This is a genomic window from Streptomyces sp. NPDC101151, from assembly GCF_044768335.1.
Classification (GTDB): Bacteria; Actinomycetota; Actinomycetes; order Streptomycetales; family Streptomycetaceae; genus Streptomyces.
Genome location: NZ_JBIWPP010000004.1, coordinates 16,226 through 29,829 on the forward strand (window position 1 = coordinate 16,226; position 13,604 = coordinate 29,829).

The 13,604-nt window shown below is 70.2% G+C and carries 10 protein-coding genes; 9 read left to right on the top strand and 1 reads right to left on the bottom strand.

Annotation, left to right across the window (positions count from 1 at the left end; all coding sequences use genetic code 11):
- Positions 1–97 precede the first annotated feature (97 nt).
- The 5 genes from ACIRU3_RS08495 (at position 98) to ACIRU3_RS08515 (ending at position 7,411) form a co-directional block, all read left to right on the top strand.
- Positions 98–856 (top strand): NUDIX domain-containing protein, encoded by a 759-nt coding sequence (locus ACIRU3_RS08495; protein ID WP_404053266.1) that lies wholly within the window; start codon positions 98–100, stop codon positions 854–856.
- Positions 857–1,020: 164 nt separating this feature from the next.
- Entirely contained in the window at positions 1,021–3,396 is a 2,376-nt protein-coding gene (locus ACIRU3_RS08500; protein ID WP_404053269.1) for an ATP-binding cassette domain-containing protein, read from the top strand.
- 162 nt (positions 3,397–3,558) lie between these two features.
- Positions 3,559–4,446, top strand: a complete 888-nt coding sequence (locus tag ACIRU3_RS08505; protein ID WP_404053272.1) for a FadR/GntR family transcriptional regulator — start codon at positions 3,559–3,561, stop codon at positions 4,444–4,446.
- Positions 4,447–4,880: 434 nt separating this feature from the next.
- A complete protein-coding gene (locus ACIRU3_RS08510) occupies positions 4,881–6,428 on the top strand; it encodes an RNA polymerase sigma factor (RefSeq protein ID WP_404053275.1) in 1,548 nt (515 codons plus the stop codon).
- Positions 6,429–6,550: 122 nt separating this feature from the next.
- Positions 6,551–7,411: a serine protease gene (locus ACIRU3_RS08515; protein ID WP_404053278.1), complete on the top strand. Its 861-nt coding sequence runs from the start codon at positions 6,551–6,553 to the stop codon at positions 7,409–7,411.
- Between the two features lie 99 nt (positions 7,412–7,510).
- Here ACIRU3_RS08515 and ACIRU3_RS08520 read toward each other — a convergent pair whose 3' ends face one another.
- The gene (locus ACIRU3_RS08520) at positions 7,511–7,741 is read right to left on the bottom strand and encodes a hypothetical protein (protein WP_404053281.1); all 231 of its coding nucleotides are present in this window, start codon (positions 7,739–7,741) and stop codon (positions 7,511–7,513) included.
- A 441-nt stretch (positions 7,742–8,182) separates the two neighbouring features.
- Between ACIRU3_RS08520 and ACIRU3_RS08525 the strand changes: the two genes are divergently transcribed.
- From ACIRU3_RS08525 to ACIRU3_RS08540, 4 genes are all read left to right on the top strand, one after another.
- Positions 8,183–10,306 (top strand): type IIA DNA topoisomerase subunit B, encoded by a 2,124-nt coding sequence (locus ACIRU3_RS08525; RefSeq protein ID WP_404053284.1) that lies wholly within the window; start codon positions 8,183–8,185, stop codon positions 10,304–10,306.
- Between the two features lie 892 nt (positions 10,307–11,198).
- Positions 11,199–11,720 (top strand): DUF1453 domain-containing protein, encoded by a 522-nt coding sequence (locus ACIRU3_RS08530; protein ID WP_404053287.1) that lies wholly within the window; start codon positions 11,199–11,201, stop codon positions 11,718–11,720.
- On the top strand, positions 11,717–12,868 hold the full coding sequence (locus ACIRU3_RS08535; protein ID WP_404053290.1) for a sensor histidine kinase: 1,152 nt from the start codon (positions 11,717–11,719) through the stop codon (positions 12,866–12,868). The genes ACIRU3_RS08530 and ACIRU3_RS08535 overlap by 4 nt, the downstream gene beginning before the upstream one ends.
- Positions 12,865–13,554 carry a response regulator gene (locus ACIRU3_RS08540; protein ID WP_404053292.1) on the top strand — a complete coding sequence of 230 codons (690 nt, stop codon included), beginning with the start codon at positions 12,865–12,867 and terminating at the stop codon, positions 13,552–13,554. The genes ACIRU3_RS08535 and ACIRU3_RS08540 overlap by 4 nt, the downstream gene beginning before the upstream one ends.
- The last annotated feature ends 50 nt before the right edge of the window (positions 13,555–13,604 follow it).

Genomic DNA, 13,604 nt, shown 5'->3' on the forward strand with positions numbered 1-13,604 from the left:
GCCGACCCTGTTCCCCATACCGGAGCGAAGCGGATCCGCCGCCGGTGCGGCTGACGAAGGGAGTGTTTATCGTCAGGCAGACGACTATGATCGCCGCATGCCCTACGACCCGTCAGCCTTTCCGCCCTTCGCCGTCACCGTGGACCTGGTCGTGCTGACCGTACGCCGCCATGCCCTGTGTGCGTTGGCGGTGCGCAGGGGCGAGTCGCCGTTCCAGGGGCGATGGGCGCTGCCGGGCGGCTTTGTACGGGCCGACGAGGACCTGTCCCAGGCGGCAGCGCGTGAGCTGGCCGAGGAGACCGGGCTGCGCGCCCACGATCCCTCGGTTCCGGCCCAGGACAACGGCGCCCACCTGGAACAGCTCGCCACCTACGGCGACCCGAAGCGGGATCCCCGGATGCGGGTCGTCAGCGTCGCGCACCTCGCCCTCGCCCCTGACCTGCCCGCGCCCCGGGCCGGCGGCGACGCGAGCAATGCGCGCTGGGCGCCGGTCGAGGAGCTGCTCCAGCAGGGCGGATACGGCCGTGACGGCGAACCGGTGGCGCCGCTCGCCTTCGACCATGCCCAGATCCTGGCCGACGGGGTCGAGCGGGCCCGCTCCAAGATCGAGTACTCGTCGCTGGCCACCGCATTCTGCACACCCGAATTCACCGTTGGAGAGCTGCGCCGGGTCTACGAGGCGGTGTGGGGCGTGGCTCTCGACCCGCGCAACTTCCACCGCAAGGTCACCGGAACGCCGGGATTCCTGGTGCCGACGGGCGGTACGACCACGCGTCAGGGCGGGCGGCCGGCACAGCTCTTCCGGGCGGGCGGTGCCACCTTGCTCAACCCTCCGATGCTCCGTCCGGAGGTCTGACCCCCGCGGCGCCCGGTTGTCGGAGCGACAGGTCCTGTATGGGGGGGTACGCCCAGGTCCGATCCGTCAAATGGCGGACAAAAGCCCCCTTCGAGTTGCGCGCCACTGAAGAACAGATCAGGCGATACCAGAAAAACCGGACATCGCGCGCTATCTTACTGCAGGTGATCCAGGCCTTCGGACTGACCAGCAATCCCCGCAAGGCGCACCCGCCCGCCGTCGACGACGTCTCCTTCGAGGCGCCCGCCGGCCATGTCACCGTGCTCCTCGGGGCCGCGGGCGCGGGCAAGACGACGGCTCTCAAGCTGATGCTCGAACTCCAACAGGGCCGTGGAATGACCTACTTCAAGGGCCGGCCCCTGCATAAGATCCCCCACCCTTCGCGGGAAGTCGGCGTACTCCTCGGAGACGTACCGGGACATCCGGCCCGCTCGATCCGCGGGCATCTGCGCATGCTGTGCGCGGCGGCCGGAGTTCCCGCCCGGCGTGCGGACGAGGTCCTCGAAGTGGTCGGCCTCGTCGGCCTCCGCGAGGAACGCCTCGGCACCCTCTCGCGCGGCATGGATCGCCGACTCGGACTGTCCTGCGCCCTCCTGGCCGACCCGCACACGCTCGTGCTGGACAACCCGACCGAGGGACTCTCCGCCCGCGAGGCGCGCTGGCTGCACGGCATGCTGCGGGCCCATGCGGCCCAGGGCGGCACGGTGCTGTTCACGACATCCGACTCCAAGGAGGCCGCCCGCGAGGCCGACCGGGTCGTCACCCTCGACGGCGGCAGACTCGTCGCCGACCAGGAGGCCAGGGAGTTCGCGCGCACGCGGCTGCGCCCGCGCGTGGCCGTCCGCAGCCCCTACGCCGCCCGCCTCGCGTCCCTGCTCACCAAGGAGGCCCGTACCGCCCGGCGCTCCGTCGAGGTCGTACGGGAGGACGGCAACCGCCTGTCCGTGTACGGCAGTACCACCGCCGATGTCGGCGAGACCGCGTTCCGGCACGGCATCCTCGTCCACCAACTCGCTGACGAGGTGGGGGACATGGGGCCGAGTGCGGAAGCGGGAGCCGTGGACGAGGTGGGCGCCGTCGATGCGGTGACGGCCGAGCGGGAACAGGCCGCGCAGGACCACGCTGCGCGGGGACGGCCGCACGACGCGTCCGGCTCATCGCCGGAGGCGCGGGCCGCTCCCCGCGTGCGGACAGCGTCCGCTCTTCCCTCCGAGGAGCGGCAGGCGACCGCGGCCGGCCTGTCGGCGCCGGAGGCGGAGCCGGGGGAGGGTGTCGGCGACGAGTTGCCACCGGTCGGGCGGATGCATGGCCACGGCTCCCCGACGGGCCACACGAGCGCCGCCGGCGGTGCTCCCCCCGCGGGGGCAGCGCAGATCGACACCTCTGCCGGAACCGGCCGCTCGGCCCGGGGCGCTGCCTCCGGAGGCGACCGTACGACCTCTGGTGCCGCCTCCGGCGCCGCGGACGGAGCGGGCAGCGGTGCACAGGCCGCTCCGTCCGGCGCGCGCTCTGTCGGGACCGCAGCGGAGGCCGACCTCTCGGAGGCCTCCACAGACCCGCAAGCGGGAGCCGACGCCAGGAACACCGCCGCCGTCAGCACGCTGGCCCCCGGCGCGACCGTCCCCGGCGCACGGCATGCCGGCGCGCGAAAGCCCGGCAGCCGTCAACTTCGCGCCGGGCAGACCGACCACCCGTCACGCTCACGCGCCGACGCGGCTCGGGACGTCGACGCTCTGTCCACCCTCCCGCCCCCCATCTGCGTCCTCCCTGCTCGCAGCCCCCTCCGTCCCCTGCGCTACGAACTGCGGCGCGCCACCGGAATCGGCACCGGCTTCCTCACCTGCGGGGGCGTCCTGCTGGTGTCCGCGCTCACCGCGGTACTCCTGGCGCGAGGGGGGCACACCCCGCAGGCGCGGCTGTTCGCGGCATGGCCGAAAGGGCTGCCGCTGCCGCCCACGGCGCTCGCCGCCGGGCTGCTCGGCGCGCTGGCCTTCGGAGACGAGTTCCGCCACCCCGCACTGGCGGCCGACCGCGGCACCGTGCCCCGCCGGCTGGGGCTGCTCACCGCGAAACTCCTTGTCTCCGGCGCCACCGCCCTGATGCTGGCCTTTCTCACCGTGGGCTGCGACGCCGAGATGCTCTATCTCGTCTACGGACGGGAGCTCACACAAGTTCCCGCGGACTGGCTGTCGCTGAGCGCGAGTTGGTTCGGGCTGGTGATCGGCTGCGCATGGGCCGGCGTCCTGGCGGCCGGCGTCTTCAGATCCACCACGGCGGGCCTCGCCGCCGTCCTGGCCGTACCCGTCCTCGTCGTCCCTCTCGTGCACAAGGTGCTGCAGGGTCCCGCCGTGCCGCTGGCGGCCGGTCTCCCGGCGCGGATGCGGGAGGTCCTCCTGCTGCAGTGGCCCTTCGGAGGGGAGCGATACCTGCTCGCCACGGTCCGGGTCATCGCCCAACCCGTCGGCGGTGCACTGACGTTGTCGCTCACCGCGCTGCTCTGCGCGTATCTCGTCACCACACTCCGCGCCAGGGCCGGATGATGACTGTCCGTGTGCTTCCGGTCCTGCTGTGCGCACAACTTCCCGGAGAAAGCCCGTTTCTTTCCGATAAGGCGTCAATTGCGACGCCGTGAGCGATCACCCTTTCGTGTGCTTTTCACCAAAGACCTCAAGGGAGTTGGAGGCGACGCCGACAAAGGATCCGTGAGTACCCTTGCGCACACCATGATGACCGCCGCCCGCTCCTCAGACTCTGGTCTGACCGGTCCGGGCGAACTCGACCACTACCCCTACGCCGAGGCCCCGGTGCCCGACCGCGTCGGAGTGCCCGCCTGGGACGGGGCGGAGCCCGAGCTGGGCCGCGTGGGCCGGCGAGCCGCGGGCAGCCGCGGACGCGGGCTGCACGGCCAACTCGTCCAGCAGCTTGGTCAGATGATCGTCTCCGGCGACCTGGGGGCGGACCGCCCGCTGGTGCCCGAGGAGATCGGCCAGCGCTTCGAGGTCTCCCGTACCGTCGTCCGCGAGTCCCTCCGTGTCCTGGAGGCCAAGGGCCTCGTCAGCGCCCGCCCGAACGTCGGCACGCGCGTGCGTCCCGTCAGCGACTGGAACCTCCTGGATCCGGACATCATCGAATGGCGGGCCTTCGGGCCGCAGCGCGACGACCAGCGCCGTGAGCTGAGCGAGCTACGCTGGACGATCGAGCCTCTCGCCGCCCGCCTCGCAGCCGGACACGGACGCGAGGAGGTGCAGCAGCGCCTGTCCGACATGGTCGAGATCATGAGTCACGCCATGGCTCAGGGCGACGCGCTGACGTTCTCGCGCGCCGACACGGAGTTCCACGGGCTGCTCATCCAGATCGCGGGCAACCGCATGCTGGAGCACCTCTCCGGAATCGTCTCGGCAGCCCTCCAGGTCTCCGGCGGACCGGTCACGGGCTGTGACCGGCCGAACGAGGCCTCCCTCGCGCTGCACGCGCGGATCGTCGACGCGCTCGGCGCCGGCGACGGCACGGCGGCGGAGTCGGCCATGCGTCAACTGCTCACCGTCCACCCTGAGGTGGAGCGCGTGGTTCCCGCGCCGCGCGAGCACTGACCCGCATCGAAGGCGGTGCGGTCGCCAGTGTGCCGCGTTCTCGTGGTTCTCGGGGCGGCGCCGGGCTTGGGAACCGGCCGTCGCCGGACCTCGTCGGATCTTTGGGAATCCGGCGGGGCCCGGCGGCGCTGCGGGCCGCCGCGGCCGACAGAACGGTCAGGGTCGACACATTGGCGATCTCATCTGCCTGTGTCTGACCGTTTTTGTCCGCTTACGGGGTGTGACTCGGGCCACGCAGATTGGGCGTAACGCTCGCGGGAGCAGCGCGATGACCTAAGAGGTGACAGCCGCGGAGGGAATACGGGCGCCATGACAGGCGCTGTGTATCTTCCCGGCCCCGCCCGCTCCGTCGGCCCATCCCCAGGCCGGTGGTCGGCTCCTGTCCGCTGTGGACGGGGCCGGAAGCCGTTTTCCAACGTTCCGAGAGGTTGTTCGTGTCGGCCAGCACATCCCGTACGCTCCCGCCGGAGATCGCCGAGTCCGTCTCTGTCATGGCGCTCATTGAGCGGGGAAAGGCTGAGGGGCAGATCGCCGGCGACGATGTGCGTCGGGCCTTCGAAGCTGACCAGATTCCGGCCACTCAGTGGAAGAACGTACTGCGCAGCCTCAACCAGATCCTTGAGGAAGAGGGTGTGACGCTGATGGTCAGTGCAGCAGAGCCCAAGCGCACCCGAAAGAGCGTCGCAGCGAAGAGCCCGGCGAAGCGCACCGCGACCAAGACGGTCGCGGCGAAGACGGTGACCACCCGGAAGGCCACCGCCACCACGGCCGCCCCGGCTGTGCCCGCCGCCCCGGCCGCGGACGATCCCGCCGAGGAAGCCACGCCCGCCAAGAAGGCAGCAGCAGCCAAGAAGACGACCGCCAAGAAGGCGGCCGCGAAGAAGACCGTCGCCAAGAAGACGGCCGCCAAGAAGACCACGGGCAAGAAGGACGACGCCGAGCTGGTCGAGGAAGAGGTCCTCGAGGAGGCCAAGGCAGGCGCCGAGGAGCCCGAGGGCACGGAGAGCGCGGGCTTCGTCCTGTCCGACGAGGACGAGGACGACGCGCCCGCCCAGCAGGTCGCCGCGGCCGGCGCCACCGCCGACCCGGTGAAGGACTACCTCAAGCAGATCGGCAAGGTCCCCCTGCTCAACGCCGAGCAGGAGGTCGAGCTCGCCAAGCGCATCGAGGCCGGCCTGTTCGCCGAGGACAAGCTGGCCAACGCCGACAAGCTCGCCCCCAAGCTGAAGCGCGAGCTGGAGATCATCGCCGAGGACGGCCGCCGCGCCAAGAATCACCTCCTGGAGGCCAACCTCCGTCTGGTGGTCTCCCTGGCCAAGCGCTACACCGGCCGAGGCATGCTCTTCCTGGACCTCATCCAGGAGGGCAACCTCGGTCTGATCCGCGCGGTGGAGAAGTTCGACTACACCAAGGGCTACAAGTTCTCCACGTACGCCACCTGGTGGATCCGTCAGGCGATCACCCGCGCCATGGCCGACCAGGCCCGCACCATCCGTATCCCGGTGCACATGGTCGAGGTCATCAACAAGCTCGCGCGCGTGCAGCGCCAGATGCTCCAGGACCTGGGCCGCGAGCCCACCCCGGAGGAGCTGGCCAAGGAACTCGACATGACCCCGGAGAAGGTCATCGAGGTCCAGAAGTACGGCCGCGAGCCCATCTCGCTCCACACCCCGCTGGGTGAGGACGGCGACAGCGAGTTCGGTGACCTCATCGAGGACTCCGAGGCCGTCGTCCCCGCCGACGCCGTCAGCTTCACGCTTCTGCAGGAGCAGCTGCACTCCGTTCTGGACACCCTGTCCGAGCGCGAGGCCGGCGTCGTCTCCATGCGCTTCGGCCTCACCGACGGTCAGCCGAAGACGCTCGACGAGATCGGCAAGGTGTACGGCGTGACGCGTGAGCGCATCCGTCAGATCGAGTCCAAGACCATGTCGAAGCTGCGCCACCCGTCGCGTTCGCAGGTGCTGCGCGACTACCTCGACTAAGTCCCGATCGTACGACGGCGAAGGCCCGGTCCCCCTCGTGGGAGCCGGGCCTTCGTGCTGCGCACACCTGTGCCGTGGATGACTCTGGGTGTCCCAGCACCACCCCAGAGTGAGGAGCATGCATGCGCCGTTCCATTGCCCGGGCACTGATCCGGCCGCTGATCCTGGCGGCCACCATGTCCGTCATACCCCTGACAGGAGCGGCTCCGGTGGCCGCCGACAGTGTGGTCGTCGGGGGCTTTCCGATCGATGTCTCCCAGGCCCCGTGGACCGTGGCGCTGTCCAGCCGTGACCGGTTCGGGGGTACGCGCGCGGGGCAGTTCTGCGGCGGGGTGGCGGTCACGCGCACCACCGTGCTCACCGCGGCCCACTGCATGGCCGAGGACGTCCTGGGGGCGCCTCCGGACCGAGTGGGCGACCTCAAGGTCATCGCAAGTCGTACGGATCTGCTCTCGAACGAGGGCGAGGAGATCGCGGTAAAGGACATACGGGTCAATCCGCGCTACGACTCCGTGACCAACTCCGGCGACTTCGCCGTGCTCACCCTCGCCGCGTCGCTGCCGCAGGGCGCCGTCGTACCCATGGCACCGGCCGGTGACTCCGCGTACGCGGAAGGGACGGAGGCCCTGGTCTCCGGATGGGGTGACACGACCGGCGGCGGCGCCTATGCGCGTCGGCTGCACGCCGCACGCGTACGCGTGCTGGGCGACGATCTCTGCGTCCGGGCCTATCCGGGGGACGCTGACGGCGCGTATCGGGCCGACTCCATGCTCTGTGCCGGCGAGGCCGCGGGCGGCCCGGACGCCTGTCAGGGCGACAGTGGGGGCCCGCTGGTGGCCTCAGGACGGCTGATCGGGCTCGTGTCCTGGGGGAACGGCTGTGGGCGGCCTGGCAGCCCCGGTGTCTACACGCGCGTCTCCGACGTCCTGCGGGCGCTCCCGAAGGCCGCTGCGGGCCCGCAGAAGCCCGACAGGGGCTCCTGAGGGGCTGCATGGGGGCATGAGCGCGGGCGGCCGCTCCTGGCGAGGAGCGGCCGCCCGTTCACTGGCCTGTGCCAGGGCTGGCTCGTCGTGGTGCGAGATTCAGCGCTCTTCTTCGGAAGTGGTGTTCGGAACGGACGTCAGCCGCTCCGTCTCGTCCTGTATCTCAGCGGCGATCTTCTTGAGTTCCGGCTCGAACTTGCGACCGTGGTGGGCGCAGAAGAGCAGTTCTCCGCCGCTCAGCAGGACGACGCGCAGGTATGCCTGGGCGCCGCAGCGGTCGCAGCGATCGGCGGCCGTCAGTGGGCTCGCGGGGGTCAGAACAGTAGTCACGTCGCCTCTTCTCTAGCTCGACGAGCTGTCGTACCAGGGTCAACATCCAACCAGCCCGAAAACGTTCCCGCTCGTGGCTCTTCCTCGAAAAAATCTTTTCGGGGCGGCTGTTTGCTGCCGGGTTGGCGGCGAATGTGCCGTAGTGCGTGTCTTATGTGCTTACGGTTTCGCGCGGTCTTGGGTTCACGTCCTCCCGGCTGGGTTGCCGGTTGTTCATGAGGACGTGCCCGGAGCCTAAATGGTTCATGCCTCCAAGGGAACGTGATATGTACTTCACTCCATCGAGGGATCGAACACGCATACGAGCCTCGACTAAGCTGACTTCCTGACGAGGGTGGCGTTACAACGGCTCTACCAGGCCTCGGTACCCTCTGAGCGGCAACCGAAGCCACCCCCTTACCCAGAAGGGGGTCACCTGAAATTCAGCGAGGAGCGAACCGCGTGACCGCCGATACGTCCGTGCCGTCCACAGCGCTGCTGGCAGGAGCAGACCGGGACGGTTCCAACTACACCGCGCGGCACCTGCTCGTCCTCGAGGGTCTCGAGGCCGTGCGCAAGCGCCCGGGCATGTACATCGGCTCGACCGACAGCCGCGGTCTGATGCACTGCCTGTGGGAGATCATCGACAACTCCGTGGACGAGGCCCTCGGGGGCTACTGCGACCACATCGAGGTGATCCTCCACGACGACGGCTCCGTGGAGGTGCGGGACAACGGCCGCGGCATCCCCGTGGACGTGGAGCCCAAGACCGGCCTGTCCGGCGTCGAGGTCGTCATGACCAAGCTCCACGCCGGCGGCAAGTTCGGCGGCGGTTCCTACGCCGCCTCCGGTGGTCTGCACGGCGTCGGAGCCTCCGTGGTCAACGCGCTCTCGGCCCGCCTCGACGTCGAGGTGGACCGAGGTGGCCATGCTCACGCCATCAGCTTCCGGCGTGGCGCCCCGGGCGCCTTCGCGGGGTACGGCCCGGACGCCAAGTTCGAGGCCAAGAGCGGTATGCGCAAGATCAAGAAGGTCCCCAAGACCCGCAGTGGCACGCGCGTGCGCTACTGGGCGGACCGGCAGATCTTCCTCAAGGACGCCAAGCTCTCCCTGGAGACGCTGCACCAGCGTGCCCGCCAGACCGCGTTCCTGGTGCCGGGGCTGACGATCGTCGTCCGGGACGAGGTGGGTCTCGGCGACGGCGGCAGCAAGGGTGAGGAGTCCTTCCGTTTCGACGGCGGCATCAGCGAGTTCTGCGAGTACCTGGCGAGCGACAAGCCGGTCTGCGACGTGCTCCGTTTCTCCGGTCAGGGCACCTTCAAGGAGACGGTCCCGGTCCTGGACGAGCACGGCCAGATGACGCCCAGGGAGGTCACTCGTGAGCTGGGCGTCGACATCGCGCTGCGCTGGGGGACCGGCTACGACACGACCCTGAGGTCATTCGTCAACATCATCGCCACCCCCAAGGGCGGCACCCATGCGGCCGGTTTCGAGCAGGCCATCACTCAGACCCTGAACGACGTGCTGCGTGTCAAGAAGCTGCTGCGCGTCGCCGAGGACAACATCGTCAAGGACGACGCACTGGAGGGCCTCACGGCCGTCGTCACCGTGCGTCTGGCCGAGCCGCAGTTCGAGGGGCAGACCAAGGAGGTCCTCGGCACCTCGGCAGCCCGGCGGATCGTGAACACCGTCGTCACCAAGGAGCTGAAGGCGTTCCTGACCTCCAGCAAGCGGGACGCAGCCGCCCAGGCCCGTGTCGTCATGGAGAAGGTGGTCGCCGCCGCCCGCACGCGCGTGGCTGCCCGCCAGCACAAGGATGCCCAGCGCCGCAAGACCGCCCTGGAGTCCTCGTCCCTGCCGGCCAAGCTCGCCGACTGCCGCAGCGACGACGTCGACCGCAGCGAGCTGTTCATCGTCGAGGGCGACTCCGCGCTCGGTACGGCGAAGCTCGCCCGGAACTCCGAGTTCCAGGCGCTGCTGCCGATCCGGGGCAAGATCCTCAACGTGCAGCGGTCGTCGGTGACCGACATGCTCAAGAACGCCGAGTGTGGCGCGATCATCCAGGTCATAGGAGCCGGGTCGGGCCGTACCTTCGACATCGACGCGGCCCGCTACGGCAAGATCATCATGATGACCGACGCCGATGTGGACGGCTCCCACATCCGTTGCTTGCTGCTCACGCTGTTCCAGCGCTACATGCGGCCCATGGTCGAGGCCGGCCGGGTGTTCGCGGCGGTGCCGCCGCTGCACCGGCTCGAGATCATCCAGCCGAAGAAGGGCCAGGACAAGTACGTCTACACGTACTCGGACCGTGAGCTGCGCGACAAGCTCATGGAGTTCCAGAGCAAGGGCATCCGGTACAAGGACTCCATCCAGCGGTACAAGGGTCTGGGTGAGATGGACGCTGACCAGCTGGCCGAAACCACGATGGACCCGCGCCACCGCACCCTGCGCCGGATCAACCTCTCCGACCTGGAGGCCGCGGAACAGGTCTTCGACCTGCTCATGGGCAATGACGTGGCGCCGCGCAAGGAGTTCATCTCCAGCTCGGCGGCGACACTGGACCGGTCGCGGATCGACGCGTAGCCGCTGCGCCGGGCTTCGGCCGATCGGACTGTTCGGCGGGAGCGGACCGGTCGGCCGAGGTGCTGGTCCGTCTCCGTCCAGTGGTGCGTCCGGACCGCTGGTCCGCCGGTCGGCTGGTCGGGAAGGGCCGGCTGGTTCGGATCTACCGGGTTCGGGCTGACCGGGTTCCGTGCCGGCCGTGCCCGGGGTCGGATCGGCTGACCGGGCTGCGGCCCGCAGCCCTGCCACGAGCAGGCGCTTTGGTTTGGATGTGCCGGGCTGTGGACGCCAGGTCGGTCGGGAGGAGCCCGCGCCGAGGTGCCGAGCCGGGGGGTCCTCCGACGCCGGGCAGGGGATGCCCGGGGATGCCAGGAGGCGGACCGGCGGGGCCTGCTCCTCCGAGGGGCGGACTGTATGGTCGGTACCGGCGCGCCGTGCCTTCGCTCCGCCCCCGTGGCGTGGCCGTTCCGGTCCGCTCGACGGGAGAGTCCCCCGTCGTGCCGCTCGGCGGACTGACTCACAGGCCTGAGCGTCGGCTCGCCCTCCCTGCCTGGCGACTGCCGGCCCGCGCCTCCGCCCTCCCATGCCGTACCTGTCCTTGCTGCGCCTTCCTCGTGGTGCCTGTCGCGGCGCCTGTCCACCCCTTCTCCGGTCTGCCCGTTCCCCCTCCGCGCCGTCCCATGGATCTCCGCTCCTGCCCCGGCCTCTGCCGACACCACGGCCGGGCACCGACGTCGGCGCCGCCCACCTGCCCCACCGCAGATCTCTCCACCCGTGGGTGGATGCGGGCCGGGCACAGGATTCCACCCGCGATCCACCCCTGATCCGATCTCCTGACCTGCGAATTTCCGTAACTTTGAAGGCGTCGGAAGCGCTCGCTTCCGACACCACCTTCTTGCTCACGGAGGCTGTGATGTCCGGGCTCGTCAACGCGTTGGTGATCGTGGCCGTGATCGCCATAGTGATCGGGCGGCAGTTCCGCGCCCGTGCGATCGACACCGACCGGCGCTGGTGGCTACTGCCCGCGATCCTCGCGGTCGTGGCGCTGCGCGAGCCCGGCATACTCGACGCCCACCACCGCACCGAATCCGCCGTACTGCTCGCGGTGGAGGTCCTCATCGGCCTGGCCACGGGCGCCGGCTGGGCCTGGACCACCCGAATCTGGACGGCTCCGGACGGCGTCGTGTGGACCAAGAGCACCAAGGCCAGCGTCTTCGTATGGCTCGGCGGCATAGCCCTGCGGGTCGGCATCTTCGCCGTCGGCGCCGTGTCCGGTGTGCATCAGGACAGCTCGGCACTGATGCTCGGCCTCGCCGGCACCCTCCTGGTCCGTGCCGGGATCCTGACCTGGCGGGCACAGGCCATCGGCTCCGCGAGCCACCCGGCCCCGGCGTACGGTGACGGCATGGGGTCGGCGTGGAAGGAGCGCGTGTGACGGAGAACGCCTGGACGCGCTGGCCGTCGCGGGAGGCGCTCGGCCGCGCGGGAATCACCCGGCCCCGGCGCATGCTCGCCTGGTCCGTCAGGCTGCTCGTGATCGCCCTGCTCCTGTGGGGGGCGTTCAGTCAGAAGCACGTCGGGGTCTGGGGCGCCCTCGCGGCCGCGGCGGGAGTGGTCCTCGCCGCCTTTGTCTCCTGGGCCTTCTTCCACACCACCTACGCGCACCGGCTGATGCCCTCCCTGGCACTCATGAGCGTGATCCTGGGCATCGCGGTCGCGGCCGAGGCCACGGGGTTCAGAGGACCGGCCCTGTTGATCTGGTGCGGTGCCGGGATCGCCGCCCTGGAACGGCTGCCACTCGGGGCCGCCCTGCCGGTGACGTCGGTGGCACTGGCCTCGTACTCCGCGTTCAACAACGACGTGTGGCTGACCACGGCAGCCACGGTGGCGGGCATGGCCCTCGCCGGTTACGTCCTGCGGCTGGACGCGGAGGCCCGGGGCAACGCGCAGCGGCTGCTCGCCCAGGAGCGGGCCGCGAGGGCCGCCGAGGCGGAATCGGCGGCACTGGTCGAGCGGGCGAGAATCGCCCGGGAGATTCACGACGTGCTGGCCCACAGCCTCTCCGCACAACTGGTGCACCTTGAGGCAGCCCGGCTGCTGATCGAGCGCGGCGCCGGCCGGGAGCAGATCCTGGAGCGGGTGGTGGCCGCCCGGGGCATGGCCCGTGACGGCCTCGCCGAGACCCGTCAGGCACTGTCCGCGCTGCGTGGCGAGCTGACCCCGCTGGAGGAGTTCCTGACCGCACTCGTCAGCGCGTCCGACGGGGCCGACGTCACCGTCACGGGTGAGCACAGAGCCCTGCCGGCCGAGGCGTCCCAGGCCGTGCGCCGGGTGGCGCAGGAGGCACTGACGAACGTCCGCAAACACGCTCACGGCGCCAAGGTGCACCTGCGTCTCGACTACGGGCAGCACGAAGTGACGCTGGACGTACGGGACTCGGGCGGCCGCCCGGGCGAACTCACCGGGGCGGGCGGCGGGTACGGTCTGCTCGGGATGCGGGAGCGCGCCGAACTGCTGGGCGGCTCGCTCGACGCGGGGCCGGACGAGGAGGGGTTCGTGGTGACGCTGAAGGTGCCCGTATGACGGAGACGGAGGGGGAGAGGAAGCCCGCACGAGTGGTGGTCGCCGACGACCAGACCGTGGTCCGGGAAGGCATCGTGATGCTGCTCGGGCTGCTGCCCGGTGTGGAGGTCGTGGGTTCCGCGGGGGACGGCGAGGAGGCGGTGCGGCTGGTCGGGGAACTCGCCCCGGACGTGGTCCTGATGGATCTGCGGATGCCCCGCTGCGACGGTGTGGAGGCCACGCGGCGGATCCGGGCGGAGTACCCGGGGACCCAGGTCGTGGTGCTCACCACGTACGCGGACGACGAGTCCCTGTTCCCTGCGCTGCACGCGGGAGCCCGGGGGTATCTCACCAAGGACGCCGGCGGCGACGAGATCGTCCGTGCCGTGGAGAGCGTGCTGTCGGGGGACGCGGGACTGTCGCCGAGCGTCCAGCGCCGGCTGCTGGAGCGGCTGTCGGAGCCCGGCCCCGAACCCGGACCGGTCGCGGCCGAGGCACCCGACGGGCTCACCGCACGGGAGAGCGAGGTCCTGGTGCTGATCGCCGAGGGTCTGACCAACCAGGAGATCGCCCGCAAACTGCATGTCTCCACCGCGACCGTGAAGACGCACATCAACAACCTCTTCGCCAAGACGGGCCTCAAGGACCGGGCACAGGCGGTGCGGTACGCGTACGGGAAGGGGCTGGTGCGGCCACGCACGGAGTGAGTCACCTGATGGGGTGAAGCGCCGAGGGAAGAAGAGTCAGGGATCTTCCC